Raw genomic sequence first — 24,875 nt, forward strand, 5'->3', positions numbered from 1 at the left:
GACCGATGCAGATCGCCACGCCCTACCTGATGTTCCTGGGCGACGTGCCCGACACGCTGGCGGCCAAGACCGCCTACGGCATCAAGGACTGGCGCCCCGAATGGTGCGTCGGCCAGATGCGCCTGCCGGGCTGCGCCGCCGATCTCGGCATCCCCGACATGACACTGCCCGAGGCCCTGGCGAAGGGCTGCCGGACCCTTGTGATCGGCGTCGTCAATGCCGGCGGCGTGCTGCCGGATCACTGGGTCAAGGAGATCGTCGCGGCGATCGAGGCCGGGCTCGACGTGGCGAGCGGCCTGCACGTCAAGCTCGGTACGATTCCGGCCATCGCGGAGGCCGCCGCGCGGCGTAACCGCCAGCTCCACGACGTCCGCCACACCGACGAGCGCTTCCCCACCGGCAAGGGCACCAAGCGGTCGGGCCGGCGCCTGCTCACCGTCGGCACCGACTGCTCCGTCGGCAAGAAGTACACCGTGCTCGCCCTGGAGCGCGGCATGCGCGAACGCGGCCTCGACGCCGATTTCTGCGCCACCGGCCAGACCGGCGTGTTCATCTCCGGCCGGGGCGTCGCCATCGACGCCGTGGTGGCCGACTTCATCTCCGGCGCCGTCGAGACGATCTCGCCGGAGGCGGCCTCCAACCACTGGGACCTGATCGAGGGCCAGGGCTCGCTCTACCACCCGTCCTTCGCGGGGGTGAGCCTCGGCCTGCTGCACGGCGCCCAGGCCGACGCCTTCGTGGTCTGCCACGAGCCGACCCGCACCACGATGCGCGGCGTGAAGCACCCGCTCCCCACCATCCGCCAGGTGATCGACCTGACCGTCCAGCTCGGCAGCCTGACCAACCCGGCGATCAGGCCGGTGGGCATCGCGGTCAACACCCAGGCGCTTGCCGAGGGCGAGGCGCGGGCGCTCCTCGAGACGCTCGCGTCCGAGCACGACCTGCCCGCCACCGACCCGGTGCGCTTCGGCGTCGACGGGCTGGTCGACCGGATCGTCGCCGAGTTCCCGGAGATCTGACATGGCCCGTCGCCTGAGCCTCGCCGTCGAGCGCTTCCCGATCGCCGGCGCCTTCACGATCTCCCGCGGCAGCCGCACCGAGATCGCCGTCGTGGTGGCGACGCTCACGGACGGCGACACGGTCGGGCGCGGCGAGTGCGTGCCCTATCCGCGCTACGGCGAGAGCGTCGAGAGCGTCAGCGCGCTGATCGAAGGGCAGGCGGAGGCGATCGCGGCCGGGATCGGGCGCGATGCGCTGATGACCCGCATGAAAGCGGGGGCGGCGCGCAACGCCCTGGACTGCGCGCTGTTCGACCTCGAGGCGAAGCTCCAGGGCCGCCCCGCCTGGGCGATCGCCGGTCTGCCGGCGCCGCAGCCGGTCATCACCGCCTACACGCTGAGCCTCGGCACGCCGGAGAGCATGGAAGAGGCCGCCCGCAAGGCGGCCCACCGGCCCCTGCTCAAGGTCAAGCTCGGCGGGGTAGGGGATCCGGAGCGCATCGCCGCCGTCCGGGCCGGCGCGCCCGATTCCCGGCTGATCGTCGACGCCAACGAGGCGTGGCGGCCCGAGACCATCGAGGCCAACCTCGCCGCCTGCCTGAAGGCCGGCGTCGCGCTGATCGAGCAGCCGCTGCCGGCCGACGCCGATGCCCTGCTCGCCGAGATCGCGCATCCGGTCCCGGTCTGCGCCGACGAGAGCCTGCACGACCGCGCCGGCCTCGACGCGCTCGCCGGGCGCTACGACGCGATCAACATCAAGCTCGACAAGACCGGCGGCCTGACCGAGGCGGTGCTGCTCGCCCGCGAGGCGAAGGGGAGGGGGCTCGCGATCATGGTCGGCTGCATGCTCGGCACCTCGCTGGGCATGGCGCCGGCGGCGCTCCTCGCCGAGGGGGCCGACTTCGTCGATCTCGACGGGCCGCTGCTGCTCGCCCGCGACCGCGACCCGCCGCTCCGCTACGACGGTAGCCTGATGCACCCGCCCACGCCGGAGCTGTGGGGATAGGATTCGCCTCGCCTGTCACCGGCGGGGCGTCACAACGGGTTTGGGATTAGGTATACCAGAAGGCTTGCGTTCCGCCCGCCCGGCTGCCATCCATCGGCGGTGCGATGGGGCCGTGGCGTGGACGCGCTGTTCCCCGCAGCCAGACAACACAACAGCAGTCTTCAATGCTGGGGAGGAACGACGTGGCCAGAAACATCCTGATCCTGGGGGCCTCCTACGGCTCGCTCCTGGGGACCAAGCTCCTGATGGCCGGTCACAACGTGACCCTGGTCTGCCGCAGGAAGACCGCCGACCTGATCAACCGCGAGGGCACCGAGGTCCGCATCAAGCTCCGCGACGAGAAGGAGCACCGCGCGATCCACTCGCGCGACCTGCCCGGCAAGGTCGACGCCATGCCGCCGGAAGACGTCGACGTGTCGCGCTACGACCTCGTCGGCCTCGCCATGCAGGAGCCGCAGTACAACAACCACACGATCCGCGTCCTGATGATCAAGATCGCGGCGGCGAAGCTGCCGTGCCTGTCGATCATGAACATGCCGCCGCTGCCCTACCTCAAGCGGATCCCGGCGCTCGCCGCCATGGATCTTGAGGATGCCTACACCAATGCCGGCGTCTGGGACCGGTTCGAGCCGGGGCTGGTGTCGCTCTGCTCCCCCGACCCGCAGGCCTTCCGGCCGCCGGAGGAGGAGGCCAACGTCCTCCATGTCGGCCTGCCGACCAACTTCAAGGCCGCGACCTTCGCCGACGAGGCGCACAACACGCTTCTCCGCGAGCTGGAGGCCGACATCGACGCCGTGCGCCTCGACGGGCACGACGTGCCGGTGAAGCTGAAGGTGTTCGACTCGCTGTTCGTGCCGCTGGCCAAGTGGTCGATGCTGCTCACCGGCAATTACCGGTGCATCACCCCGGGCGCGCCGCAATCGATCCACGACGCCGTCCACGGCGACCTCGCGCGCTCGCGGGCGATCTACGACCATGTCGACGGGATCGCCCGGAAGCTCGGCGCCGATCCGGCCGATCAGGTGCCGTTCGAGAAATACGCCAAGGCGGCCGAGAGCCTGCTGAAGCCGTCCTCGGCGGCGCGCGCGGTCGCCAACGGTGCGCCCTACATCGAGCGCGTCGACCTGCTGGTGAAGCTGATCTCGCACCAGCTCGGTGATCCGAACGCCGAGATCGACCGCACCGTCGAGACCGTCGACCGCAAGCTCGACGAGCGCATCATCGAGGGCTGACGGGCGCCGTCGCTTCGCTCCGCCCCGGTATCACGGGCGCAGCGAAGCGATTGAGGTCGCGCGACATCGGCGGCCGTGGCGTCGCTGGATTGCTTCGCTGCGTTCGCAACGACGGCGAGCGGGCGCTGGAGCCGCTCCCCCGGAGCGCCTCGCGTCACGGGACACGGCGTTCTGGCCTTCGGTCATTCCGGCCCTCCCCTCATCCTGAGGGGCCGGAGCGCAGCAGAGGCCTCGAAGGAGGGTTACAGCCAGCCGCGCGATCCCCGGAGGGCTCTTTCGAGGCCGCTGCGCAGCACCTCAGGATGCGGGCGATGTGTGGGAGGGCCCTCCGTCAGGCGCAGCCCGACCGGGCGCGGCCCTCCATCACTCCGCCAAGTCCAGGAAATGCCGCCCCTGGCGGTCGTCGATCTCGATGATCCAGAGATCGGAATCGAACCGGATCTCCTTTGTCAGGCGCTCCTCCACGTCGAGCGGGCTGCCGCCGGTGACGATCCCGGCGAAACGGCGGTCGCCGCTCTCCTCGGCCTCGAACAGGGCCTGCGGCGCCGGTCCGTAGAGGTCGGCGCTGCCGTCGAGCCGATCGACCTTCACGAAGATCGCACCCGCCTCCGCGGACCCGCGCCGCCGCAGCACGGCCGGGATGCCGGCGACATCCAGACGCCGCAGATGGGCCGAAACCCAGAAATCGGAGCGCAGGCGCATGCGTCTGTAGCCCTGTGAGGATCCGTTCGCCGCAGGGCCTGTGTCCCGGCGGATCAGCCGGATCCGGAACCCTGCGAGCGCCGGGTGGCGCGTCCTCCGCCATGCGCGAAAGCGCCGGTCCGGGCAACCGCCGGTGCACGGCCCGGCATCTCCATAACGGTTCAGGCGGCGGAATATTCCTTCAGAAAATCGAGTATTTATCGGGATTAAAATAGAATTGATCGATGTGCGACAACGCACATCTATAGTATTGTTCGCTGATTATCTGAGCAAAGGGCGCCCGAATTTGCATCTCACGATGATTTAAGGAGCACTCCGATGTGGAGAATGACCTCGCTTGCGGCGCTGATCGTCGCCGGCCTGTGCGGTGTTGTGCCGTCGGCCCACGCCCGTCCGGAGACGCTCATGGATTTACTGGGCAACCGCGATTCCGCATCCTGCCCGCGCTACCAGCGGACGCCGCAGGATCGCTGCAACATCGTCGTGCATCGACCCGGGGGTAATCCCACGCAGGACATGACCGGATCGATCGGACACGCGAAGTCCTGGCAGGCCAATGGCGGTCCACGCTGCAAGACGATCTGCCGGTTCACCGGCACGCAATACTAAGGGCCCGCCTCCGCGCTCTCACGCCGATCGGCACCCGCGCCGCAAGCGCGGCGGGGGTGCCGCCCTGTCTCGCTAACCGTGGCCGGCCCGGGCCATCAGCTCGCGCAGGGTCCGGCCCGTCGCCTCGCCGGTGACCGGCAGCTTGGCGCTGCGCTCGAACTTCTCGATCGCCGCCCGCGTGCCCGGTCCCATCGCGCCGTCGGGCTTCACCGCGTAGCCGAGCTTCGACAGCGCCTTCTGGGCCCGCATCACCGGATCACCGTCCTTCTCGGGCTTGGCGGTCTTGGCGGCGTCCTTCGTCTCCTTCGGAGCCGGCTTCGCGGCCGGGCGGACCGGCGACGCCTTCGGGGTAACCGAGGCGGTGGTCTCATCGGATCGGATCAGCTCGCCGATCGCGTCCCGGGCCGCCGGCTTGGCGGGCGCCGGCGCGGCGACGCGTTCGGGATCGATGACGCGCACCGGATCCCGGGCCGCCTCCCGGACGGGCTCCTTGGCGGCCGGGGCCGCCTCGCGCGCGGCAGGCGCCTTCTGGGCGAGCTTGGGCAGGATCGGCGCCGGATGGCGCCCGGTCTGGTAGCCGAGGGCGTTGACGCAGACGAAGCCCGCCGCGCAGAGGGCCGCGAGGCTGCCGAGAACGGTGCCGGGGCTGGTCCGGCAGGTGGCGCCCGTCGCCTTCAGCGCGCCGACGAGGACGGCACGCCAGTCGCCCTGGACGGCGGCGCGGCGCGGCGCGGGACGGCGTGCGCGGCTGGGTTCGCCCGGTACGGTGATCTCGCGGTAGCCTGACATCATGTCTCCTTCCGGGGGATCTGCCGATCAGGCGGTGCGGCGCAGGACCGGGTCGGCCGGGACCGAGGCGGCGCTCGGCTCCGCGTCGAACAGGCCGAGCGGCAGGCGCACCACGCGGCGCGACACCGGGGCGCCCCGCACGGCGGTGCGGATCGGGGCCGGCCCATGGTCGGCCGCCGGAGCCGGGCAGACGAGGGGCAGGGTTACGGTCACGACGGTCCCGGCCTGCGGGGCGCTCTCGATCAGCAGGGCGCCGCCGTGCAAGCCGACCAGGCCCTGCACCACCGAGAGTCCGAGGCCGGTCCCCTCGTGCTGGCGCTTGTAGCCGCCGCTGCCCGCCTGGAAGAACGGGGTCCCGAGCTTGGGCAGGTCGTCCGTACCGATGCCGACGCCGGTATCGGCCACGACGATGTCCAGGCTGCCCGCGCCGCGGCGCAGGGACAGGTCGACCCGGCCGCCGCGCGGGGTGAACTTCACCGCGTTCGAGATGAGATTGATCAGAACCTGCCGGCAGGCGGCGGGATCGGCGGTGATCTCCACCGGGCCCGACGGGGCGACGGTGAGGACGATGCCGGCGGCGTCGGCCTTCAGGCGCATCAGGTCGCAGCAGGCCCGAAGCAGGCCTGCGATGTCGAAGCATTCGGGGGCGCAGTCGAAATTGCCGCTCTGGATCCGGCTCATGTCGAGCAGCGTGTTGACCACGCCGAGCAGATGGTGGCCGGAGGCGCCGATAATGCCGGCATATTCCCGCGCCTGGTCCGGGCCGAGGCTGACGGCGCCTTGGCCCGCCAGGACCTCGGAGAAGCCGATGATCGCATTGAGCGGCGTGCGCAGCTCGTGGGTCACGTTGGCCAGGAACCGGCCCTTGATCGCGTCGGCGCGTTCGGCCTCGGCGCGGGCGCGCTCCAGCTCCACGGCATGCCGGTGGTGCTCGGTCATGTCGCGGGTGACCGCCACCACCGCCATGGCGGCCTCGTGCGGCCCGTGCTCGATCCGGTGGGCGCGCATCTCGGCGTGGATCAGGCTCACGCCGTCGGGCCGGCCGGCCTCGGCCTCGACGTGCAGGCGCAGGGGCAGGGTCGCGGGCCGCCCGGTCGCCGCCACGTCGCTCACCGCCTTGAGGAAGGCCGGCCGGTCGGCGACATGGACCCGCTCCAGCAGCCCATGGCCGCGCAGCCGGGCCGGATCGCTGCCGAGCAGCCGCGTGGCCGAGACCGAGGCTTCCAGCACGCGGCCGTTGCGGTCGTGCCAGGTCACGAGATCGTCGATCGCCGAGAGCAGCAGCCGGTCGCGGGCCTCGTTGTCGCGCAGCCGCTCGCGCCAGACGCCTTCGTTGCGCATGTGCTCCAGAGCCTGGGCGGCGACATGGCCGATCGCGGTGATCGCGAAGGCCGGGAGCGCGATCCCCGCCGAGATGTCCATGACCGGCAGGGCGCCGGCCCAGGCGCCGAGGGCCACCACGGTCAGCACGCCGAGAACCGCCATGACGGAGGCCGCGATCGTCGCGCGGAGCGAGCCGGAGACCAGCGCCTCCAGGGGGATCGCCACCAGCCAGACCGCGGCGGGCGAGGTGGCGCCGCCGGTGACGCCCGCCAGGGCGACGACGAGGCCGGTCAGGCCCGCCGAGGAGACCGCGTGGGCGATCCAGAGGGACCCGGTGCGGGCGAGCAGGACGGCGGCGAAGACCGGCAGCAGCAGGCTCGCGATCGCCAGGACCTCGAAGCCGGACGGCACCCCGCGCCAGAGCAGATAGGGCGGCAGACCGACCATCATGACGGCGCCGGTCGCCAGCCGCGACACCAGGAAGCGCTGGTGGCGCGCACGGGCCGGCGCATTGTCGGCCACGGATTCGTGGACGAGACCCGCGAGCCGGTCGTCGATCAACGACGTCAGGACAGTCTTAATGGTCAAGGTTGGCACGCGCCGCGCAGAATGCGTTCCCGCATCCGTCGCGCCTCCGGTTCGACTTCGAACGACTTCCGGACGGTCGCAGAGCCGGCTTAAACGAGTGTTGCGGGACTTGTCCGATTGATCGGGATGCTTTCCGCGAGGTAACCAGCCGATTGCGGACAAGCTTCATTCACCATCGCGCGGAAAAGCTCGGGTCGGTTGAGGCCCGGTTGAGGAAATCCGTCGAATGCTTCCGCTTGATCTCGAGCGGAGGAATCGTCTCATGACCGTCCTGCTGCGCGCCGCGCTGGTGATCGGCGTGCTCTCCTACTTTGCCTTGCTGCGAGCCGGGACGGATCCGGCCGCCGAGGCGAGACGGCTCGCCGACGCGGTGCCCAGCGCCCAGGCGGCGCTGCCGGCGGCCCTTGACGCGGTGCCAGCCGAGGCCCGCGAGCGGGCGGTGCGCGCCGTCCTGGCCCGCGGCCTGATGGCCGAACTGAGCCGCCGCGCCGCGGAGCCGACGGCCTCAACCGACACCCTCGAGGAGACCGATCGGCAGCCTGCTTGGCGGGGCGCCGATCCGCAGCGCGATCCGCCCGTGGATCCCCGCTGACGTCCGGCCCGTCAGGCCGGCTCCCCGCCGCCCGCCGCCCGGGCGCGCACCGGCAGGGAGGGGCGCTGCGCGGCGACGCGCTCTGCGCCCTGGCGCAGCTTCGCCTCCGGGCCGTGCAGCGGCTGATGGGCCTCGCCGCGCCCGCGCTCGGCGAGGGGCCGGTCGAGGATCGCGGCGATCAGGTCCCGGGAGGCTGGCCGGCTCACGGTGCGGAACAGCCGGACGAGGTCGGCCACCCGCTCGGCCGAGCGCGCGACACCCTGGTTGAGGGTCAGGAAGATGTAGACCGCCTCCTCCTCGTGCAGGCCGGCAGCCCGCAAACCCAGGGTCAGGAGGTCGTAGCGGGCGCTGGCGTCGGCGACCACGGTCAGGAAATCGCGCGGCAGGCCGAGACCGTCGGCCAGGGCCGCCATGAAGGCCGGCACGTCGCGGGCGGCGGACAGGCCGGTCAGGGTCTCGCCGAGGCCGCGGGGCGCCGGTGGGCAGGGGCGCAGGGCGGCGGTCGCCTCGACGGCCCGGCCGATCACCGTGCGGCGGATCGGATCGGCGTGCAGGTACAGGGGCACGAGGTCGGCGGCCGAGACGTCGGGCCGGACCAGGAGGAGCCGGGCGAGGTCGGGGGCGCCGCGGCCGCGGTTCACGAGCCGCGCCAGGGCTGCCCCCCGCAGGGTGTGGCCGAGATTGGCGGCCAGCGCGCGGTCGATCTCGGGGCGGCCCTCGCGGGAGAGCTCGTCCACCGCCTCGCGGCTCAACCCGGCCCGGGCGGCGATGCGGGCGGCGATATCCGATCCCTCGGCCAGGGCCGCCTCGATCAGGCGATGGCTCAGGGTCGGGGCCAGTTCCACCACCGCGTCGCGGGCCTCGCCGCCGCGCAGCGCGAGCGCCTCCAGCACTGCCGGCGGCGTCTCGGGGCAGGGGGCCAGCTTGCGGGCCACCACCCGGGCGGTCTCCTCATCCACCGTGGGGATCAGGCCGCAGGCGAGCGATTCGAAGATCTCGATCTCGGTCCTGTCCCGGGCCGCCGCCCGGACGAACAGGTCGGTCTGAACCCGGAGGATCACCGGCTTGAGATCGAGATTCTCGATGCGTGAGAGTTCGAGGAGCCCGGACAGGTCCGGCGGAGCATCGACGGATGGGGGCATGGAGGATCGGTTACGCAAGACTGCAGTAAGGTCACGCTAACCGCATCGACGTGAATCGACCTTTAAACCGCCTCCGCCGCGACCGTGCCGTCCTGCATCATGGTGGCCCGCGCGCGGCCCCGCTTCGGCCTCAGCGCGTCAGCCAGAGAACGAGGCCGAGCCCCAAGGCCGCCGCGACGATGATGCCGACATAGAGCGGCAGGACCCAGGGCTGCCGCTGGTGCACGTAGCCCTTCGCCGCCCGCTCCGAGGGGGCACGCTCGTTCTGCCGGGCGATCCGGACCTCCTGGGGCGTCGGCGGCGTCCCGCCGGCCTCCTCGCAGGTCCCGAGCGGGGCCGCGCCGATATCCATGTGCGGGGTCTTGTCGGCGGTGCGGCCGCTGTCGATGTCACCCTTGAGCTGCGCGGCGGTCGGCGCGTCGGAATCCGGTGGCGGATCGCAGGGCAGGTTCGCTGGGGGCGGCGGGGTCTCGGATCGCAGCGTCATCGGGGGGACTCCAGTCTCCGGTCACAACGCCCGATGGGCCCGGTCGGCTGCGGCCAGGATGTCGCGGCTTTCAGGCCTCTCCGGCGCCGCGCTTCAGCAGCGGCCGCGCGAGCATTTGCCCCGCATCGGTGAAGCCGGCCGCCCTGCAGAAGGCGCGCAAAGCCTCCTGGTCCGGCGCCGCGGCCAGGAGCAGCCGGTCGCAGCCCGCCTGTCGCGCCGCCCGGCCGGCCGCCTTCAGCAGCACCCGGCCGATGCCCCGGCGGCGGGATTCGATCGCGACCGCGAGGCTGGTGATCAGGCCGAAGGGCCGCGGCGCCTCGAGGGTCCGGACGGGGGACATGGTGATGAGGCCGCTCGGCGGTCCCCATTCCACGGCGACGAGGGCGGTGCCGCCGTCCTGTTGCAGGGCGTCGAGCCGGGTCGCGAGGTCCGCGGCGCTGACCGCGATCCCCGCCTCACCCAACAGGGCCGCGAGCCCGGCGGCGTCGGGACTCGCGGCAGCGCGGATCTCCAGCCCGTAGCGAGTGCCCAAATTCCGCTCCTGATCGGCCGGCCCGGACGTGCAACGCGGCGCATCGCGATCCGTCCCCCGCGGGCGCAGCCCGCACGGGCCGCGTCGAGGCCGGTGCCGTCGCGGCCCTCGGCCTCGTCCTTCGACGGGATCTGGAGAGCGTCTTCAGGAAGGCGAACGAGCGCCGGACCGGGCTTCGGCGGGGTCACCCGCAGTGTTCGCGGGAGTGTTCGCGGGGCGGAACACGCACGGGCTTTGGCGCTTTGCTTCCCAGTTCAAGTTCGGGGAGCGCGCAGCATGGCGGGTCGGGTGACGGATCAATCCACCGACGACGCGGCCGGCAAGGCGCATCCGGAGACCGAGCGGCCGGTGCCGCGACCCGGGACGGCCGAAGAGGCCGAAGCGGTCGAGCGGCACAGGGCCGAGACGGACGTCGCTGCGGGCGACGTGGCCGACGATCTCGCCGACTTCGCGTGATCCGGCCGGCACGCGGGCTGCGGGCCGGCCGGGATCCAGGGGCCCGGCCGAGGGGCCGGGCTCAGGCCGTTTCTTTGGCCTTGCGGGGGCGGCTCACGCGCTTGGGCTTCTCGGCCACCTCCGCGACGGGCTCCGGAGCCGGCGCCGGCGCCGGAGCAGCGGACTTGCGGCGCTGCTGGCCGAGGCTGCGGGCGAGTTCCGAACGCTGGGCCGAGTAGCTCGCGGCCGTCGACGGGTAGTCGCGCGGCAGGCCGAAGCGCTCGCGATACTGCTCGATCGTCAGGCCGTTGCGCGACAGATGGCGCTTCAGCGTCTTGTACGGCTTGCCGTCGATGAACGAGATCAGCGCGTCCGGCGTCACCGACTTGCGGATCTGGGCCGGCGTCGGCTTGTCGGCCGTCTCGGTCACGGTCGCCGCGGGGGCCGAAAGCTTCGTCAGCGCGGCGTGAACGCCGGCGAGCAGACCGGGCAACTCGCTGATGGGCACCGAATTGTTCGAGACATACGCCGAGACGATGTCCGACGCCTGCTCGATAAAGGTCTGCTGCTGCTCAGTGGCGGTGTCGTCCATCGATGATTCCCTCTATCCGACCGTGGTGAGACGGTTCTAACGTCTGTGCAGCAAAATCAAGTCGTCGTCGAGCATTTCCCTACACAATGCCCCGGTCATGAACACGCATATTGTTGAAGCCGTGGGTCGAGCTGAAATCGTTGGTCGAGCAAACCGACATGCCGGAGGCGAGGTTGGATGTGGCCGCGGCCTGCGGACGGGCGCCGATTATGCCTTCTGTCGCGATCTAGCGGCGGGCTTCCTCTGCGAAGATCCGTTTCGGGTCTGATGAGACGCCCGGAACTTCACGCGGCGGCCCGCCGCGATGTCCCGTCAGCGCATCGACGCGGGATGAACGTTTCGGCCGGACTGTCACGTGATCTGCGCGTGGCCGGTCCTGGCCTCGGGCGCATCTGGGCCATAAACGTCCGGGTGAGACGGGATCCGGGGCGATCGACGTGGACCAGCAATCGGAACCGGGCACCGTCTTCGGCGCCACCATCCCGTTCGTGGATCATTGCGGCATCGAGGCCCTCGACGTGCGCGCCGGCCGGACGCGCCTGCGCCTAGCCCTGCAGCCGGAGCACGCCAACAATCTCGGCATCGCCCATGGCGGCGCGCTCTGCACGTTGCTCGACGTCGCCCTCGGGACGGCGGCCCGGCTGCAGGCGGGGCGCCCCGTGGTGACCCTCGACATGCAGACCCGCTTCCTCGCCCCCGGGCGCGGTGTCCTGATCGCCGAGGGGCGGGTGACCCGGGCGGGGCGGTCGGTGATCTTCTGCGAGGCCGAGATCCGGGATGCGGCGGGGGATCTGGTGGCGACGGCCACGGGGCTGCTCAAGCCCGTCGGCGAGCGGCCGGGACCGGCGTAGGCCGCCCGCGCCGCCGCGGCGGGTGGCGGCTCCGGACGCCTGCGCGGTCACGTCGGGCCGCGCCCGCATTGACGTGCGCCCGGCACGGTGGAAAAGCCTGTCTCATGACGATGCCGGATGACGCGCGCGCAGCCCTGGCTGCGCCTCCCTCAGAGGCCGACGTGGCGGCCATGAAGTCCGAGGCCGCGGCGTGGTTCGAGACGCTGCGCGATCGCATCCTCGCGGCCTTGGAGGCCATCGAGGCTGAGGCGACGGGCCCGTTCCATCCCGATGCGCCCGAGGGCCCCGGAACCTTCGAGAAGACCCCGTGGAACCGGACCGACCATACCGGCCGGCCCGGCGGCGGCGGCGTCATGGCGATGCTGCGCGGCCGCGTCTTCGAGAAGGCGGGGGTGCACATCTCGACGGTGCATGGCGAGTTCGCGCCGGAATTCCGGGCCCAGATGCCCGGCGCCGCCGAGGATCCGCGCTTCTTCGCCACCGGCATCTCGCTGATCGCCCATCCGTGGAATCCGCACGTGCCGACGGTGCACATGAACACCCGGTTCGTCGCGACGACGCGGGCGTGGTTCGGCGGCGGGGCCGATCTGACGCCGGTGCTCGACCGGCGCCGCAATCAGGACGATCCGGACAGCCGCCATTTCCACGCCTGCCTGGCGCGGGCCTGCACGGCGCACGGCATCGATCACGCCCGCTACAAGGCGTGGTGCGACGAGTATTTCCACCTCAAGCATCGGAACGAGCCGCGCGGTATCGGCGGGATCTTCTACGATTATCTCTGGAGCGGCGATCCGCAGGCCGACCTCGCCTATACCCGCGACGTCGGACAGGCCTTCCTGGAGGCCTATCCGAAGATCGTGCGCGACAACGTCACCACGCCCTGGACCGAGGCGGACCGCCACGAGCAGCAGGTGCGGCGCGGCCGCTACGTCGAGTTCAACCTGCTCTACGACCGGGGCACGATCTTCGGCCTGAAGACCGGCGGCAACGTCGCCTCGATCCTCTCCTCGATGCCGCCGACCGTGCGCTGGCCGTGAGTGCGGGGCTGCCGGCCGCCTACGCCCCGCAGCAGGACGCGGCGCTGAAGGCGATCGCCGCGTGGCGGCGGGACGGGGGATCCCAGGTGTTCCGGCTCTTCGGCTATGCCGGCACTGGCAAGACCACGCTCGCCCGCCGGATCGCCGAGGATGTCGACGGCACGGTGGTCTACGGGGCCTTCACCGGCAAGGCGGCCTCGGTGATGCGCCAGAAGGGCTGCTACGACGCCGCTACGATCCACTCGCTGATCTACCGCACCAAGGAGGCGGAGGAGGGCGGGCCGACCTTCACGCTGAACCGCTCGGGGCCGGCCGCCAAGGCCGATCTGATCATCATCGACGAGTGCTCGATGGTGGATTCCGATCTCGGCAACGATCTTCTGTCGTTCGAGCGGCCGGTGCTGGTCCTGGGCGATCCGGCGCAGTTGCCGCCGGTGCGCGGCGGCGGCTTCTTCACCGAGGCGGAGCCCGACGTGATGCTCACCGAGGTGCATCGGCAGGCCAAGGATGACCCGATCGTCCGGATGGCGATGACGATCCGCGAGGGCGGGCGGCTGGAACTCGGCAGCTATGGGCAGAGCCGGGTCGTGTCGCGCCGCACCCTGGATCCGGCCGAGGTGCTCGAATGCGACCAGGTGCTGGTCGGCCTCAACAAGACGCGCCGCCTCTACAATGCCCGGCTCCGGGAACTCGCCGGCCACACGGATCCGATGCCGGCGATCGGCGAGAAGCTGGTCTGCCTGCGCAACGATCGGGTGAAGGGCCTGCTCAACGGCTCGACCTGGACGGTCCAGGCGCTGCGCGCACCGCCGCGGCCGGATCTGATCCGGCTCGACGTGGTGCCGGAGGACGATCCGGCCCTGCGCCGGAAGCCCACCGACATCAAGGTGCTGCGGGCGATGATCACCGGCTCGGACGAGGAGATCCCGCTGTTCCTGCGGCGCGAGACGGACGAATTCACCTACGGCTACGCGCTGACGGTGCACAAGGCCCAGGGATCGCAATGGGACCGGGTAACGTTGTTCGACGAATCCTACGCGTTCCGCGAGCACCGGGCGCGCTGGCTCTACACCGGCCTGACCCGCGCCGCGCAGGCGATCACGGTGGTGGTCTGATCCGGCGCAGGCGGGCGACGTCTCGCTTGTGAAGCTGCGCCGCGCGTGCTAGGCACCGCCGGTCTCATCGAGGCACCTTGCGGAGAGGTGGCAGAGCGGTTGAATGCACCGCACTCGAAATGCGGCATGCCTGCAAGGGCATCGGGGGTTCGAATCCCCCCCTCTCCGCCAGTCGTCCCGTGACGCACGCCATAGATTTTCGTTTTTGGGCGCGTTTCCGGCTACGATCTCATCATAATTTATCGCTGAGGCGCGTGCGTCATCGATAAATAAGGACTGTTCGCCCTGGCAATTCGATGCCTCGCGATCCGATCGTGGCAGGCCTGGAACCCGCCGCGCTCCTGTACAGGCTGAACCGCATCTACTGCTGAGACATGAGGCAGGAGGATGCCCTCTCGCATCCAATGCGTGTGTTCCGGCGGGCGATGGATTTCGCTAGAGCGTTTTCGATTTGATCTGGCTCATATCCTGCGGCGGCGCAGAAGTTGGCACACTCATCGGGCGTGATCGTATCGATGAGCCGACCGATGGCTGCCCACAATCCCTCGACAGTGCGCTCGGCGGCCTTGCGCAGCAGCGCCTTGAGCTTTGAGAAGGCCATCTCGATCGGGTTGAAGTCGGGCGAGCCGGGCGGGAGGAAGAGCAGCCGCGCGCCGGCCGGCCCTGTGTGGCTGCCGAGGTTGTCCATCACGACGGTGTCGCCGGGAGCGAGTTCGGGCACGAGCACGCGCTCGACGGAAGTCTGGAAGGCGTCGCGGTTGATCGAACCGTCCAGCACGAACGGCGCCGCGAGGTCCGACAGGCGCAGGCCCGCCACGAAGGTCGTGGTCTTCCAGTGACCGTGCGGCACGCTCGAGCGAAGCCGTTTGCCGCGGGGGGGCCGCAGGTGCGGGCCATGTCGGTCGAGGGCCAAGTCTCGTCGAGGAACACGAGGCGGGCGAAGTCGAGATCGGGCTGGCCCTCGAACCACGCCTCGCGAGCGGCCTTCACGTCCGGACGGTCGTGCTCCGTGGCGTGGGCTGTCTTTTTGTGTACGTCAGGCCGCGCGCGTCAGGAAACTGCACAGCGTGCGCAGCCCAACCGTTCGGTCGTGCTCATCCTTCAAGCGGACCTGCATCTCCTCCAGGGTGACGTCATCCCGCTCGGCGATCAGGGCCCGCAGAAACGCCTCGTGCGGATCGAGCTTGCAGCGGCGTGCCCGACCTTGCGGACGGGTCGCCACCGTTCGGGTCGTGGCCAGTGCCGTCATAAAGCGGATCGCGGTCGCAGCACCCACCTCGAAGTGCTTGGCCGCTTGCCGGCGCGAGGTCGCGCCTGCCGCGTCAACCACCCGCTCACGCAGATCCTGGCTGTCGGGTCGGCCCATGCCGTGCTCCTCACAGGGAGCGCGCAATGAATCAGCCCAAATGCCCGGTGTGAACCCCAGCCGTCCGACTCAGCGCATTCCGAAAAATCTCTAGTCGGTCTGGAAAATACTTGAATATAATGTTAGATGAAATGTTTTATAGTTTTGTTGATTTCAAATAATCTTGGATTTTTTGGTTCAAAAAACAATCTCTCCGCTAGCGATCCTTTGCGACATAAGTTTTCGCGAACACAGAGACCGCCTCGGCGACATGGTCCTTGATCTGATCGGGATCGATGGCGAAGGTGTGCGGGGTGAACAGCATCAGCGGAACGAATTTGCCCATGATGCTGCCGGTGAAGATCTCCGCCGCCCGCGCCGGATCGTCGCCGGTGAATTCCCCGCGGGTCCGGGCCTCGGCCAAGTAGCCCGTGAGCTTCTGCAGGGTACGGCCCGGCGCCATCGCGTAGAAGGCCTCCCCGAGCGCCGGATGCCTGTGAGTCTCGTTCACGATCATGCGAGCCAGCGCGACCACCATGGGGCTGCACATGCATTCCAAAAGTGCGATGCCGACCGATTGCAAGACGATTGGAATGGGCCCATCGCTCTCCAGAGTTGAGTCGAGAACTTGTCGGACTTCGTTGTTCCGGTTGTCCACCACTTCGATGAACAGATCTTCCTTGCTGCCGAAATGCCGATAGAGCGTTTCTTTGGACGACCCAGCCGCGAGAGCGACCATCTGCATCGTCGTCTCAGCGAAACCGTGCTCGAGGAATACCTTCTCGGCAGCCTGGGCAATCTCCGCGCGGCGCCGCGCCCCGCGCGGGATTGGCCCACGCGCGGCCTTCTGATCGACCTCTGCGGCGCTTGACATCGCTCCGTCCACCCTCGCACATCCGAACCGCCGGGTTCGGTTATGTTGACCGCGTCTAAGGCAAGTGGGCCGCGTGATCGAGTGTTCCTTCGGCTGCGCGGTCGATAGGGTTGCGAATCCGATTCATGGCCGACGATGATACTGACCGTCGATCGCGCTCCGGTGGCCGCCCGCGCGACCGCCGCGACTATATCGATCTCGGCTCCGAAGCCGATGATCGCGGGCGCCGCGCGGCACGCGCATCCGACCGCGAGGAACGGTGGGACGGTGCAAGGTCCGTGGCGTTCGAGACGAGCCGCCGCAGCTCCGACCGCGCCCGGGACGAAGCGCAGGACAATTATCCCGATGACGATCAGGACGATGACGGAGGCGAATCCGTAGGAGATCGCGGGCGTCGGGACGCGGATCGATCGGCCGATGCCGATCGCCGCGGGCGTCAGCAGAACGAAGAGCACCCCCGCGGCAAAGGATCGGACGGGCAGGACGGATCGGGCCGCGATGGGCGGACCGGCAATGCGGAACAGGGCGGCCGGGATCAGGATGCTGAACGGCGCAGCAAGCGCCGACCGCTCGTGATCGGCATCGGCGCGGTCGTGGTCCTTCTGATGGTGGCTGGCGGCCTCTATTTCTGGTTGTCGACCCGCGGCAAGGCCTCGACCGACGATGCCTATACCGACGGCAACATCGTCAGCATTGCGCCCCAGGTCGCCGGGCAGGTGATCTCCCTCGATGTCACCGACAACCAGTTCGTCCACAAGGGCGACCCGCTGTTCCGCATCGATGCCCGGCAATACGTCTACCGACAGGAGCAGGCCCAGGGTCAGCTCGACGCGAGCAAAGCGCAGATCGCCAATCAGAAACTCGGCGTCGAGATCGCCAAGAAGAACTTCCCGGCCGCGCTGGCGCTGGCGCAGGCGAACCTCGCCTCGGCCAAGGCCAACCTCGCCCTGCAGCAGGCGAATTACGACCGGCAGAAGAGCCTGCCGAAGCTGGCCACCACCCAGCAGGATGTGGATACGACCGCCGCGAACTACCAGCAGGCGAAGGCGCAGGTCGAGCAGGCCGAGGCCCGGGTCATCCAGGCGATGCCGGTCCAGCAGAATATCGGCCAGTCCGAGCAGCAGGTCGACCAGCTCCAGGGGCAGGCCGAGCAGGCCAAGGGCCAGCTGGACCAAGCCGTCCTCAACGTCGAGTGGACTGTCGTGCGCGCGCCCCAGGACGGCTGGGTCACCCGGCGCAACGTCAATGCCGGCGACTACCTGACGGCGGGCCAGCAGGTGATGTCGCTCGTCACCACCGACGTCTGGATCACGGCCAACTTCAAGGAGACCGAGCTGGACGGCATGCGGCCCGGCCAGCAGGTCACCATCACGGTGGACGCCTATCCCGACCTCGACTTGCATGGCCATGTGGACTCGGTCCAGCGCGGCTCGGGCTCGAAGTTCTCAGCCTTCCCGGCCGAGAACGCCACCGGCAACTTCATCAAGATCGTCCAGCGCGTGCCGGTGAAGATCGTGATCGATTCCGGGCTGAAGAAGGACGAGCCCCTGCCCCTCGGCGTCAGCGTCGAGCCGACGGTGCTGCTGAAATGAGCGGCGATCCGAACCAAGGCTGGAAACCCGCCTACAACCCCTGGCTGATCGCCATCACGGTGACGCTCGCCGCCTTCATGGAGATCCTCGACACCACGATCGTCAACGTGGCGCTGCCCTACATCGCGGGGTCGCTCGCCGCCTCGAGCGACGAGGCGACCTACACGCTCACCGCCTATCTCGTCGCCAACGGCATCGTCCTGACCATCGCCGGCTGGCTCTCCGACACGATCGGGCGCAAGCGCTACTTCCTGATCTGCATCGCGATGTTCACGGTGTCGTCCTTCCTGTGCGGCATCTCGCAGAGCCTGGGCCAGATCATCGTGTTCCGCTTGATGCAGGGCTTCTTCGGCGGCGGCCTGCAGCCGAGCCAGCAGGCGATCATTCTCGACACGTTCCCGCCCGCCAAGCGCGGGGCGGCCTTCGGGGTGACCGCCGTGGCGACCGTGGTGGCGCCCGTGCTCGGGCCGACGCTCGGCGGCTACCTGATCGAGCACCTGGACTGGCGCTGGATCTTCTTCGTCAACGTCCCCGTCGGGATCCTGGCGGTGATCGCCAACAGCATCCTGGTGCAGGACCCGCCCTCCGAGCAGGAGAAGCGCAAGACCAAGCGCGGCATCGACTATATCGGCCTGTCCCTCATCGTGATCGGCATTGGCTGCCTGCAAATCGTGTTCGACCGCGGCGAGGACGACGGCTGGCTCGGCTCGCCGTTCATACGGATCATGGCGACGATCGGCTTCCTCGGCGTGTTCGGGGCGATCTGCTGGCTGCTGACGGCGAAGAAGCCGATCATCGACCTCGACGTGTTCAAGGACAAGAACTTCGCCATGGGCTGCGTGCTCATCGGCGCCATGGGCTTCGCCCTCTACGCCAGCGCCGTGGTGATCCCGCAATTCGCCCAGAACGTGCTGGGTTACACCGCGCTGAAATCCGGCCTGATCCTGTCGCCAGGCGGGATCGTGGTGATCATCCTGATCCCCATCGTCGGGCAGCTCATGAAGGTCGTCCAGACGCGCTTCATCGTCATGTTCGGCTTCGCCTTCATGGGCGCGGCCCTGTTCTATTCCAGCCGGCTCGCCCCCGACATCGACTTCAGGACCCTGGTGCTGATGCGCTCCCTCCAAACCGCGGCGCTCGGCTTCCTGTTCGTGCCGATCTCGACCATCGCCTACCTGACCCTGCCGCAGAAATACCGCAGCGACGGCGCGGCCCTGTTCTCGATGTTCCGGAACGTGTTCGGGTCGCTGGGGATCTCGCTCTCGACCGCAGCCATCACCGAGCGCACGCAGGCCGACCAAGCGCACCTGTCGGGGTTCATGACGCCGCTGCGCTCCGGCTACAACACGCTGATCCAGGAGAGTGAGCACACCCTCCGCTCACTCGGCCGCGCAGCCTCCGTCGTGCATCAGCAGGCGGTCGCCCACACCTACCAGACCTACATGAAGCAGGCGCAGGTCTTGGCCTACAGCAACATCTTCCAGTACACGGCCGTCATCGCCCTGATGGTCGTGCCGCTCTGCTTCCTGATCTCGGCCAAGACCGCGCAGGGCGGCGGGGGAGGACACTGACATGACCTCCCGCATCTCCTCTCGGCCCCGCCCGTGGCTGCGCGGCGGCGCGGCCCTCGCCCTATCCGGGCTGACGGCTTGCACAGTCGGACCGAACTTCCTGCCCCCCGCGGCGCCGCTCGCGGAATCGAGCGATTACCTCGATACCGGCCAGCCGGCCCGGGCCCCGCTGCCGCTTCTCGCCCACACCAGCGCGGTGGAGCCGGCGGTGACGTGGTGGCTCGCCTTCCGCGATCCGATCCTGGCGCAGCTCGAGGACCGCGTCGCGGCGCAGAACCTCGACGTGCAGACCGCCACAGCGCGCCTGTTCCAGAGCCGGGCCCAGCTCGGCACCGCGGCCGCCGCCGGCCTGCCAACCCTCAACGGCCAGGGCAGTGTCTACCGGCAGCAATTCAGCAAGAACGGCACGATCGGCCTCCTGTCCAACTCCCTCGGCGGCGTCACGGGTGGCAGCGGCTCCAGCGCCTCCAGCAGCGACCTGACGGCGCCGCTGACCAACGGCTTCGAGAGCTATACGCTGGGCTTCGACGCCTCCTGGGAACTCGACCTGTGGGGCAAGGTCCGCCGGTCGGTGGAATCCGCCCAGGCGCAGGCGGACGCGGCCGCCGAGCAGCGGCGCGACGCGCTGGTCTCGAGCCAGGCGGAACTCGCACGCGACTACGTGCAGCTGCGCGGGACGCAGGAACAGATCCGGATCGACCTCACCAACATCAAGGTCAACGAGCAGATCCTCGACGTGGTGCGGATCCGCCAGCAGCGGGGTCTCGTCACGGGCCTCGACACGGCGAACGCCGCCCAGCAGGTCGAAGCGATCAAGGCGCAGCTGCCGCAGCTCCAGCAGCAGGAGATCCAGCAGATCAATGCCATCGCGCTGCTGCTCGGCGAGCCGCCGCTCTCCCTGTCGCAGGAGCTGGTGACCGGCCGCGCGATCCCGCCGGTGCCGCCGCGAATCCCCGTGGGGGTACCGTCGAGCCTCGTGCTGCGCCGCCCCGACATCCGGCGGGCCGAGGCCAACCTGCACGCGGCGGTCGCCGAGATCGGCGTCGCCGAGGCGCAGTTCTTCCCCTCCGTGACGCTGTCGGCGAGCCCGGTCGTCAACGCGGTCGATCCGGGCAAGATCTTCCGGGGCTCGTCCCTGCAATACATGAATGTGGGGCCGTCGATCTCCATCCCGCTCTTCGAGGGCGGTCGGCTCAAGTCGAACCTCGTCCTCCAGCGGGCCCGCCAGCAGGAGGCGGCGATCGCCTACCAGAAGGCGGTGCTCCAGGGCTGGCACGACGTCGTCAACGCGTTGGCTGCGCTCAGGGGCGACGAGGGCCGCCGGGCGCGGCTGGCGCGGCAGGTGGCCGATGCGCGGCAGGCGCTGGCGCTGTCCCGGGCGCGGTACACGCAGGGCGTCGAGATCTTCACCACCGTCCTCCAGGCCTCTCAGACCGTGCTGCAGGCCGAGACCAACCTCGTCCAGGCGACGGCGGCGATGTCGACTGACTTTGTGGCTCTGTCGAAGGCGCTGGGGGGCGGCTGGGAAAGCACCTTCCCGGCGGGTCCGACACCGGCGCTAGACCTGTCCCGGGTCTCTGTCCCGGCTGCCGATCTCACCCATGCGGGCGCCGGGCCGATTCTGTGAGATCAGGCCCGAGCGGCCTGGTGTCGGCGTCGCCTTGAATGCTTGCCCGAACGGCTTCTTCGCCTGGAAGAGCCGCCCGGCTGCGAGGCGGCAGCGCGAGGATCTCGTGCTGCTCACCCCTGTTCGCTCCACCTTCGCGCTCTCGCACGAGACCTATGGCAGCCCCGTGTGACGCACGAGCTGCACCAACAGGGCATGGCGGCAGGCCGGCGACGCGTGGCCTGGCTGATGCGGGGCGACGGGCTCAGCGACGATGTGTTCCCCGGTCACGGAGAGCCTGCGATCCCTTGCCTAACGAGAATGTGTAGCAGTTGAAATTTATCGCCAGCATCGAAACAAAAATGGCAGTTCATGGCATAAATTCACGTCTATTTGATCCTGAATGCGAGTTAAATTGCTACCGATGGTCATTTTTGGAATCATTTATGGGGCAGTGCAGAGATACGGAAACAAAGAGAAACGCGATTTGCATCCAAATTGCTCGATTGTTTCTGATAAACAGGGGTATTTTGTTGTAAAATGACCACATTTTCTTCGCGCTGTTCTTGAGATGGATTAAGCCTCATTGCTCAACCGTGCCGACCCGCGCATGCTGATCCTGCATCGGGGCATCGCAGTCCAACGCCCCGTACAAGCCTGCCTTCAGATGCAGGCGGCGATGCACTTCGCGGCGAGATCCGGAAAACGGGCGCTGCCGCACCACGGGTCTCGAAGCTTTGAGGATATCGATGAGTGTCTTGAAAAGCGCGCTGCTTGCGTCTGCTGCAGCATTCATAGCGGCGGGGGCAGCCCATGCCGCAGACCTGCCGGTCAATAAGGCTGTCCCCGTCGAGTACGTCCGCGTCTGTGGCGCCTATGGCGCCGGCTTCTTTTACATTCCTGGGACTGACACTTGCCTCCGTATCGGAGGCCGTGCGCGGTTCGAAGGTGGCTACCAGCCCAGCTACACCCGCCAAAGCGGCACCAACAGTGGTGACACCTCGGGATACCAGGGGCGCCTGCGCATCAATCTCGATGCCCGCACGCAAACCGCTTATGGGACCCTGCGAGCCTTCGTGCGCCTCGATGCCGGCGCCCGGACGGGCTACTCCGGTGTCGGCACTTCAGGGACCCAGCAGCGCATCGGTCAAGCCTTTCCCGGTCTCGGCATCGATCAGTTCGGCCGCGATCAGCAGTATGTGAATGTCGACAAGGCATTCATTCAGTTCGCGGGGCTCACCGCTGGTCGCGCCTCCTCATTCTTCGATTTCTACGCCCACGATTTCGAGTTCGCCGGCGCCACTCTCGGATCCGACGTGTTCTCTACAAATCTGCTGGCCTACACGGCGACCTTCGGCAATGGTTTGTCGGCGACCCTGTCCATAGAAGACCCTGTGTTCCGTCGAACCCCGATCTTCTCGCCGACGAACAACCCAGCTGGTGTCACGGTCAACGCCAGCGTTGCGAACTTCGCACAAAGCAATTCGCCAGCTCCGGTGTTCATCGGCTATACTAACGGTATTCCAACCCGCTATAGTCAGGTCGATGTGATCCAGCGCGAGCGGATGCCCGACTTTGTCGGCGTCCTGCGCGTCGATCAAGCCTGGGGCACGGCCCAGCTCTCAGCTGCGGCGCACGAGTTGAACGTCGGCGACGTCGCCAACGGCGCCGGTACGGGCACGGGCTCAAACGTGAGCATCCCACACACCAACAGTGTGTACGGATGGGCCGTACAGGGCGGCTTGAAGATCAACACGCCCTTCATCGCGCCGGGCGACTTTCTTTACTTGCAGGGCGCCTATGGAAATGGCGCGCAGATGTACACCGGGTACTGCGCCTATACCGGCTGCTACACGCAGAGCACGCAGACCATTCAGGGCCAGAAATTCAATCAGTATTTTGCCGACGCTACACTCAATCCATTCACTGGTCAGCTTGAGACGTCAACGAGTTTCACGACCACGATCTCGTATCTGCACTACTGGACGCCGGAATGGCGCTCGGCCTTCTTCGGCTCGTATGGCGAGCAGAGCTTCTCGAATGGGGCCCGCCTTGTGCAAGGTGCCATCTTCAGCCTAGAAAACCCCAACGGTACGAATGCCTTCGGCTCCAACGCCGTCGGTGTGCCAGGCACTCGGTTCTACCAGCTGAGCCAAGCGCTGCGCGACACCTACCAGTTCGTCGCTGGTGGCAGCATCATCTGGTCGCCGGTCAAAGACCTCGATATCGGCGTCGAGGCGTTCTACACGCAAATCGGACTGAAGAGCGGCCGCGCTATCGATTTGGACAAGAGCCCGACGGCTTACTCCAATATCTCCGGCATCAACAACGGAACCTTCGCTGTTGCCACCGCGACGAAAGACTCGATCTCTCAGGTTCGTTTCCGCGTCCAACGCGATTTCTAATTCCAGATCGAGACCGGTTATCTCCAAAGCTTCCCGGTCTTGATGTCCCCGTGCAAAGGGACCTTACTCACCCGGCCTTTGTGCCGGGTTTTTTGTGTCCGACGATGCGACAATGCGGCAATGCGGCAGCGACGACATCCATCGCCGCCCGATGCCCTCCGAAAGGGCCTGGGCAAGGTCCAAATACTCTTTGGGAGAGGCATGAATATATAAAAGATTTAGCGCGCGGATCTGACGAATTTCATGCAGAAATGAATCGGCAACATCGATCGCGATATTGTGTTCAATGTACGGTCATGCCGTGTGGATTGGCACACTGTGTTCAAGGTGCGACCGATCAGGCCGGATCGATAGTGGCCAATCCGTGTTTGACACCACCCAGGGGATAATGCCCCACGTTTCTCTACGGTGCATTCTGTGAACAAGATCGTTTTGTGTGCAGTCTTCGCTGCAATCCTCGCGACCCCTGCCGTCGCACAGGCGGTGATCGAGACGCCGACCAGCACAACCGTCGTCGTCCCGCCTGGCGCGCCAGGTGTGATCACGCGTCAGCCGGGCTCCACCGGCGATGAGGATGCGTTCACCTACTCGCCGTCCGGCCGAGCGGAAGATGGCATCGCAACGGACTCGGCCGCCGCCGGCAATGAAGCACAGCCCTCACGCGTCGGTTCGACCGGGAGCGGCGGAGGCAAGTGACGCTCTAGGGTGTGGACTTGATCAGCACCAGAAGACGATGACGGCGGCCAGAGCGAGGGCCAAGGCGTAGTTGCGGGCGAGTTTGTCGTAGCGGGTGGCAATGCGGCGGAAGTCTTTGAGGCGGTCGGAGGCTGCTGTCGAGGGCGGCTGCATCGCCTGCCCATTCGGCCTTGGCCAGCGCGGCGAGCGTGGATTTCCAGAAGCCGCGCCGCGATCGGCGGTTGAAGCGGGCGTAGACCGTGGTACGCGGGCCGTAGGCGACCGGGCAATCGCGCCAGCGAGAGCCCGATGTCAGCACGTGCAGGATGCCGGAAATGATCTGCCGGTCGTCCTTCCGCTCGGGTTCGGGATGATCCTTGGGCATGAACGGTTCGATCACCGCCCACTGCTCATCGGACGAGCCAGAACAGGTCCGCCATCGCCACCTCCAGGCCGCAAAACGGCCGCCCGGAATCACAAAACGACAAACTCTGCAACGCCTTGGTTCGGTCCACACCCAGCCGAAAGACCTGAGATTTGCGTGTTCCGGCCCCTCGGCTTCAATGGCGATGGGCTTCGAAACCAGCCCGGGAGCAATGCGTCCAACCCGGACGGTCAAAACCGATGGACAACGCCCCCGAAGCGGACGTCGAGCCAGACAGATTCACAGGTCAGGGCGGGCCGGAGCACCGCGTCGGCGGCGTGCTGGTTGGCGGAGATTCGCAGGAATTCGAAGGGCGCGCGATCGCTCCGGCGTGATGTCGACGCCCCGTGACT

Annotated in this window: 23 protein-coding genes, 1 tRNA gene and 3 pseudogenes; 17 read left to right on the top strand and 10 right to left on the bottom strand. The window is 68.2% G+C overall.

Features of this window, described 5'->3' with window-relative positions:
* Nucleotides 1–5 precede the first annotated feature (5 nt).
* From dgcN to P9K36_RS26775, 3 genes are all read left to right on the top strand, one after another.
* A complete protein-coding gene (dgcN, locus tag P9K36_RS26765; RefSeq protein WP_043355388.1) occupies nt 6–1,019 on the top strand; it encodes an N-acetyltransferase DgcN in 1,014 nt (337 codons plus the stop codon).
* Between the two features lies 1 nt (nt 1,020).
* Nucleotides 1,021–2,004, top strand: a complete 984-nt coding sequence (gene dgcA, locus P9K36_RS26770; RefSeq protein ID WP_043759890.1) for an N-acetyl-D-Glu racemase DgcA — start codon at nt 1,021–1,023, stop codon at nt 2,002–2,004.
* 182 nt (nt 2,005–2,186) lie between these two features.
* Entirely contained in the window at nt 2,187–3,236 is a 1,050-nt protein-coding gene (locus P9K36_RS26775) for a 2-dehydropantoate 2-reductase N-terminal domain-containing protein (RefSeq protein WP_043355391.1), read from the top strand.
* Between the two features lie 363 nt (nt 3,237–3,599).
* Here P9K36_RS26775 and P9K36_RS26780 read toward each other — a convergent pair whose 3' ends face one another.
* The gene (locus tag P9K36_RS26780) at nt 3,600–3,938 is read right to left on the bottom strand and encodes a DUF1491 family protein (RefSeq protein ID WP_043355392.1); all 339 of its coding nucleotides are present in this window, start codon (nt 3,936–3,938) and stop codon (nt 3,600–3,602) included.
* A gap of 318 nt (nt 3,939–4,256) precedes the next feature.
* Here P9K36_RS26780 and P9K36_RS26785 point away from each other — a divergent pair, with 318 nt between their 5' ends.
* Nucleotides 4,257–4,547, top strand: coding sequence for a hypothetical protein (locus P9K36_RS26785; RefSeq protein ID WP_043355394.1), 291 nt, complete (start codon nt 4,257–4,259; stop codon nt 4,545–4,547).
* A gap of 72 nt (nt 4,548–4,619) precedes the next feature.
* On the opposite strand, the gene P9K36_RS26790 is transcribed toward P9K36_RS26785, so the two are convergent.
* Entirely contained in the window at nt 4,620–5,336 is a 717-nt protein-coding gene (locus tag P9K36_RS26790) for a peptidoglycan-binding domain-containing protein (protein WP_043355396.1), read from the bottom strand.
* A gap of 27 nt (nt 5,337–5,363) precedes the next feature.
* The gene (locus P9K36_RS26795; protein WP_043759894.1) at nt 5,364–7,256 is read right to left on the bottom strand and encodes a PAS domain-containing sensor histidine kinase; all 1,893 of its coding nucleotides are present in this window, start codon (nt 7,254–7,256) and stop codon (nt 5,364–5,366) included.
* 253 nt (nt 7,257–7,509) lie between these two features.
* On the opposite strand from P9K36_RS26795, the gene P9K36_RS26800 reads away from it, so the two are divergent.
* Nucleotides 7,510–7,839, top strand: coding sequence for a hypothetical protein (locus P9K36_RS26800; protein WP_043355398.1), 330 nt, complete (start codon nt 7,510–7,512; stop codon nt 7,837–7,839).
* 11 nt (nt 7,840–7,850) lie between these two features.
* Here P9K36_RS26800 and P9K36_RS26805 read toward each other — a convergent pair whose 3' ends face one another.
* The 3 genes from P9K36_RS26805 to P9K36_RS26815 all read right to left on the bottom strand — a co-directional run bounded on the left by P9K36_RS26805 (nt 7,851) and on the right by P9K36_RS26815 (nt 10,000).
* Nucleotides 7,851–8,981 (bottom strand): DUF2336 domain-containing protein, encoded by a 1,131-nt coding sequence (locus P9K36_RS26805; RefSeq protein WP_043759897.1) that lies wholly within the window; start codon nt 8,979–8,981, stop codon nt 7,851–7,853.
* 130 nt (nt 8,982–9,111) lie between these two features.
* On the bottom strand, nt 9,112–9,468 hold the full coding sequence (locus tag P9K36_RS26810; RefSeq protein WP_043759899.1) for a hypothetical protein: 357 nt from the start codon (nt 9,466–9,468) through the stop codon (nt 9,112–9,114).
* 70 nt (nt 9,469–9,538) lie between these two features.
* Nucleotides 9,539–10,000, bottom strand: a complete 462-nt coding sequence (locus P9K36_RS26815; RefSeq protein ID WP_278306237.1) for a GNAT family N-acetyltransferase — start codon at nt 9,998–10,000, stop codon at nt 9,539–9,541.
* A 276-nt stretch (nt 10,001–10,276) separates the two neighbouring features.
* Between P9K36_RS26815 and P9K36_RS26820 the strand changes: the two genes are divergently transcribed.
* Nucleotides 10,277–10,456 (top strand): hypothetical protein, encoded by a 180-nt coding sequence (locus P9K36_RS26820; RefSeq protein WP_043355407.1) that lies wholly within the window; start codon nt 10,277–10,279, stop codon nt 10,454–10,456.
* A 61-nt stretch (nt 10,457–10,517) separates the two neighbouring features.
* On the opposite strand, the gene P9K36_RS26825 is transcribed toward P9K36_RS26820, so the two are convergent.
* On the bottom strand, nt 10,518–11,027 hold the full coding sequence (locus tag P9K36_RS26825; protein ID WP_278306238.1) for a MucR family transcriptional regulator: 510 nt from the start codon (nt 11,025–11,027) through the stop codon (nt 10,518–10,520).
* Between the two features lie 437 nt (nt 11,028–11,464).
* Between P9K36_RS26825 and P9K36_RS26830 the strand changes: the two genes are divergently transcribed.
* From P9K36_RS26830 to P9K36_RS26845, 4 genes are all read left to right on the top strand, one after another.
* Nucleotides 11,465–11,878, top strand: coding sequence for a PaaI family thioesterase (locus tag P9K36_RS26830; protein WP_043379135.1), 414 nt, complete (start codon nt 11,465–11,467; stop codon nt 11,876–11,878).
* 104 nt (nt 11,879–11,982) lie between these two features.
* Nucleotides 11,983–12,915, top strand: a complete 933-nt coding sequence (gene hemF, locus P9K36_RS26835) for an oxygen-dependent coproporphyrinogen oxidase (protein WP_043759901.1) — start codon at nt 11,983–11,985, stop codon at nt 12,913–12,915.
* Nucleotides 12,912–14,030 carry an AAA family ATPase gene (locus tag P9K36_RS26840; RefSeq protein ID WP_043379141.1) on the top strand — a complete coding sequence of 373 codons (1,119 nt, stop codon included), beginning with the start codon at nt 12,912–12,914 and terminating at the stop codon, nt 14,028–14,030. The genes hemF and P9K36_RS26840 overlap by 4 nt, the downstream gene beginning before the upstream one ends.
* 81 nt (nt 14,031–14,111) lie before the next feature.
* Nucleotides 14,112–14,201: transfer RNA gene (locus tag P9K36_RS26845), tRNA-Ser, on the top strand.
* A 283-nt stretch (nt 14,202–14,484) separates the two neighbouring features.
* On the opposite strand, the pseudogene P9K36_RS26850 reads toward P9K36_RS26845, so the two are convergent.
* Together P9K36_RS26850 and P9K36_RS26855 are read right to left on the bottom strand one after the other, a co-directional pair.
* Nucleotides 14,485–15,396 (bottom strand): annotated as a pseudogene (locus tag P9K36_RS26850) (IS630 family transposase); the annotation flags it as partial.
* A gap of 196 nt (nt 15,397–15,592) precedes the next feature.
* Nucleotides 15,593–16,249: a TetR/AcrR family transcriptional regulator gene (locus tag P9K36_RS26855; RefSeq protein ID WP_051976314.1), complete on the bottom strand. Its 657-nt coding sequence runs from the start codon at nt 16,247–16,249 to the stop codon at nt 15,593–15,595.
* Between the two features lie 572 nt (nt 16,250–16,821).
* On the opposite strand from P9K36_RS26855, the gene P9K36_RS26860 reads away from it, so the two are divergent.
* From P9K36_RS26860 to P9K36_RS26885, 6 genes and pseudogenes are all read left to right on the top strand, one after another.
* Nucleotides 16,822–17,841 carry an HlyD family secretion protein gene (locus P9K36_RS26860; protein WP_236961860.1) on the top strand — a complete coding sequence of 340 codons (1,020 nt, stop codon included), beginning with the start codon at nt 16,822–16,824 and terminating at the stop codon, nt 17,839–17,841.
* Nucleotides 17,838–19,412, top strand: a complete 1,575-nt coding sequence (locus tag P9K36_RS26865; protein WP_043388087.1) for a DHA2 family efflux MFS transporter permease subunit — start codon at nt 17,838–17,840, stop codon at nt 19,410–19,412. Before P9K36_RS26860 ends, P9K36_RS26865 begins: the two co-directional genes overlap by 4 nt.
* Nucleotide 19,413: 1 nt before the next feature.
* Nucleotides 19,414–21,039: an efflux transporter outer membrane subunit gene (locus tag P9K36_RS26870; protein ID WP_278306240.1), complete on the top strand. Its 1,626-nt coding sequence runs from the start codon at nt 19,414–19,416 to the stop codon at nt 21,037–21,039.
* A 34-nt stretch (nt 21,040–21,073) separates the two neighbouring features.
* Nucleotides 21,074–21,285, top strand: a pseudogene (locus P9K36_RS26875) (IS3 family transposase); the annotation flags it as partial.
* 482 nt (nt 21,286–21,767) lie between these two features.
* Entirely contained in the window at nt 21,768–23,423 is a 1,656-nt protein-coding gene (locus P9K36_RS26880; RefSeq protein ID WP_278306241.1) for a porin, read from the top strand.
* A gap of 417 nt (nt 23,424–23,840) precedes the next feature.
* Complete coding sequence (locus P9K36_RS26885) at nt 23,841–24,119, top strand: hypothetical protein (protein WP_100794048.1); 279 nt, start codon at nt 23,841–23,843, stop codon at nt 24,117–24,119.
* A 21-nt stretch (nt 24,120–24,140) separates the two neighbouring features.
* On the opposite strand, the pseudogene P9K36_RS26890 reads toward P9K36_RS26885, so the two are convergent.
* Nucleotides 24,141–24,538: pseudogene (locus P9K36_RS26890) on the bottom strand (transposase).
* A 184-nt stretch (nt 24,539–24,722) separates the two neighbouring features.
* Between P9K36_RS26890 and P9K36_RS26895 the strand changes: the two are divergent.
* Entirely contained in the window at nt 24,723–24,857 is a 135-nt protein-coding gene (locus tag P9K36_RS26895) for a hypothetical protein (RefSeq protein ID WP_257787389.1), read from the top strand.
* Nucleotides 24,858–24,875: the final 18 nt, after the last annotated feature.

It is taken from the genome of Methylobacterium sp. 391_Methyba4, assembly GCF_029691625.1.
In the GTDB taxonomy this organism is placed as follows: Bacteria; Pseudomonadota; Alphaproteobacteria; order Rhizobiales; family Beijerinckiaceae; genus Methylobacterium; species Methylobacterium fujisawaense.

What these genes read in the sequence shown, in the direction of transcription:
- dgcN (WP_043355388.1), top strand. Translation starts at nt 6, where the DNA reads ATGCAGATCGCCACGCCCTACCTGATGTTCCTGGGCGACGTGCCCGAC.
- dgcA (WP_043759890.1), top strand. Translation starts at nt 1,021, where the DNA reads ATGGCCCGTCGCCTGAGCCTCGCCGTCGAGCGCTTCCCGATCGCCGGC.
- P9K36_RS26780 (WP_043355392.1), bottom strand. Translation starts at nt 3,938, where the DNA reads ATGCGCCTGCGCTCCGATTTCTGGGTTTCGGCCCATCTGCGGCGTCTG.
- P9K36_RS26785 (WP_043355394.1), top strand. Translation starts at nt 4,257, where the DNA reads ATGTGGAGAATGACCTCGCTTGCGGCGCTGATCGTCGCCGGCCTGTGC.
- P9K36_RS26790 (WP_043355396.1), bottom strand. Translation starts at nt 5,336, where the DNA reads ATGTCAGGCTACCGCGAGATCACCGTACCGGGCGAACCCAGCCGCGCA.
- P9K36_RS26800 (WP_043355398.1), top strand. Translation starts at nt 7,510, where the DNA reads ATGACCGTCCTGCTGCGCGCCGCGCTGGTGATCGGCGTGCTCTCCTAC.
- P9K36_RS26805 (WP_043759897.1), bottom strand. Translation starts at nt 8,981, where the DNA reads ATGCCCCCATCCGTCGATGCTCCGCCGGACCTGTCCGGGCTCCTCGAA.
- P9K36_RS26810 (WP_043759899.1), bottom strand. Translation starts at nt 9,468, where the DNA reads ATGACGCTGCGATCCGAGACCCCGCCGCCCCCAGCGAACCTGCCCTGC.
- P9K36_RS26820 (WP_043355407.1), top strand. Translation starts at nt 10,277, where the DNA reads ATGGCGGGTCGGGTGACGGATCAATCCACCGACGACGCGGCCGGCAAG.
- P9K36_RS26825 (WP_278306238.1), bottom strand. Translation starts at nt 11,027, where the DNA reads ATGGACGACACCGCCACTGAGCAGCAGCAGACCTTTATCGAGCAGGCG.
- hemF (WP_043759901.1), top strand. Translation starts at nt 11,983, where the DNA reads ATGACGATGCCGGATGACGCGCGCGCAGCCCTGGCTGCGCCTCCCTCA.
- P9K36_RS26855 (WP_051976314.1), bottom strand. Translation starts at nt 16,249, where the DNA reads ATGTCAAGCGCCGCAGAGGTCGATCAGAAGGCCGCGCGTGGGCCAATC.
- P9K36_RS26865 (WP_043388087.1), top strand. Translation starts at nt 17,838, where the DNA reads ATGAGCGGCGATCCGAACCAAGGCTGGAAACCCGCCTACAACCCCTGG.
- P9K36_RS26870 (WP_278306240.1), top strand. Translation starts at nt 19,414, where the DNA reads ATGACCTCCCGCATCTCCTCTCGGCCCCGCCCGTGGCTGCGCGGCGGC.
- P9K36_RS26880 (WP_278306241.1), top strand. Translation starts at nt 21,768, where the DNA reads ATGAGTGTCTTGAAAAGCGCGCTGCTTGCGTCTGCTGCAGCATTCATA.
- P9K36_RS26895 (WP_257787389.1), top strand. Translation starts at nt 24,723, where the DNA reads ATGGACAACGCCCCCGAAGCGGACGTCGAGCCAGACAGATTCACAGGT.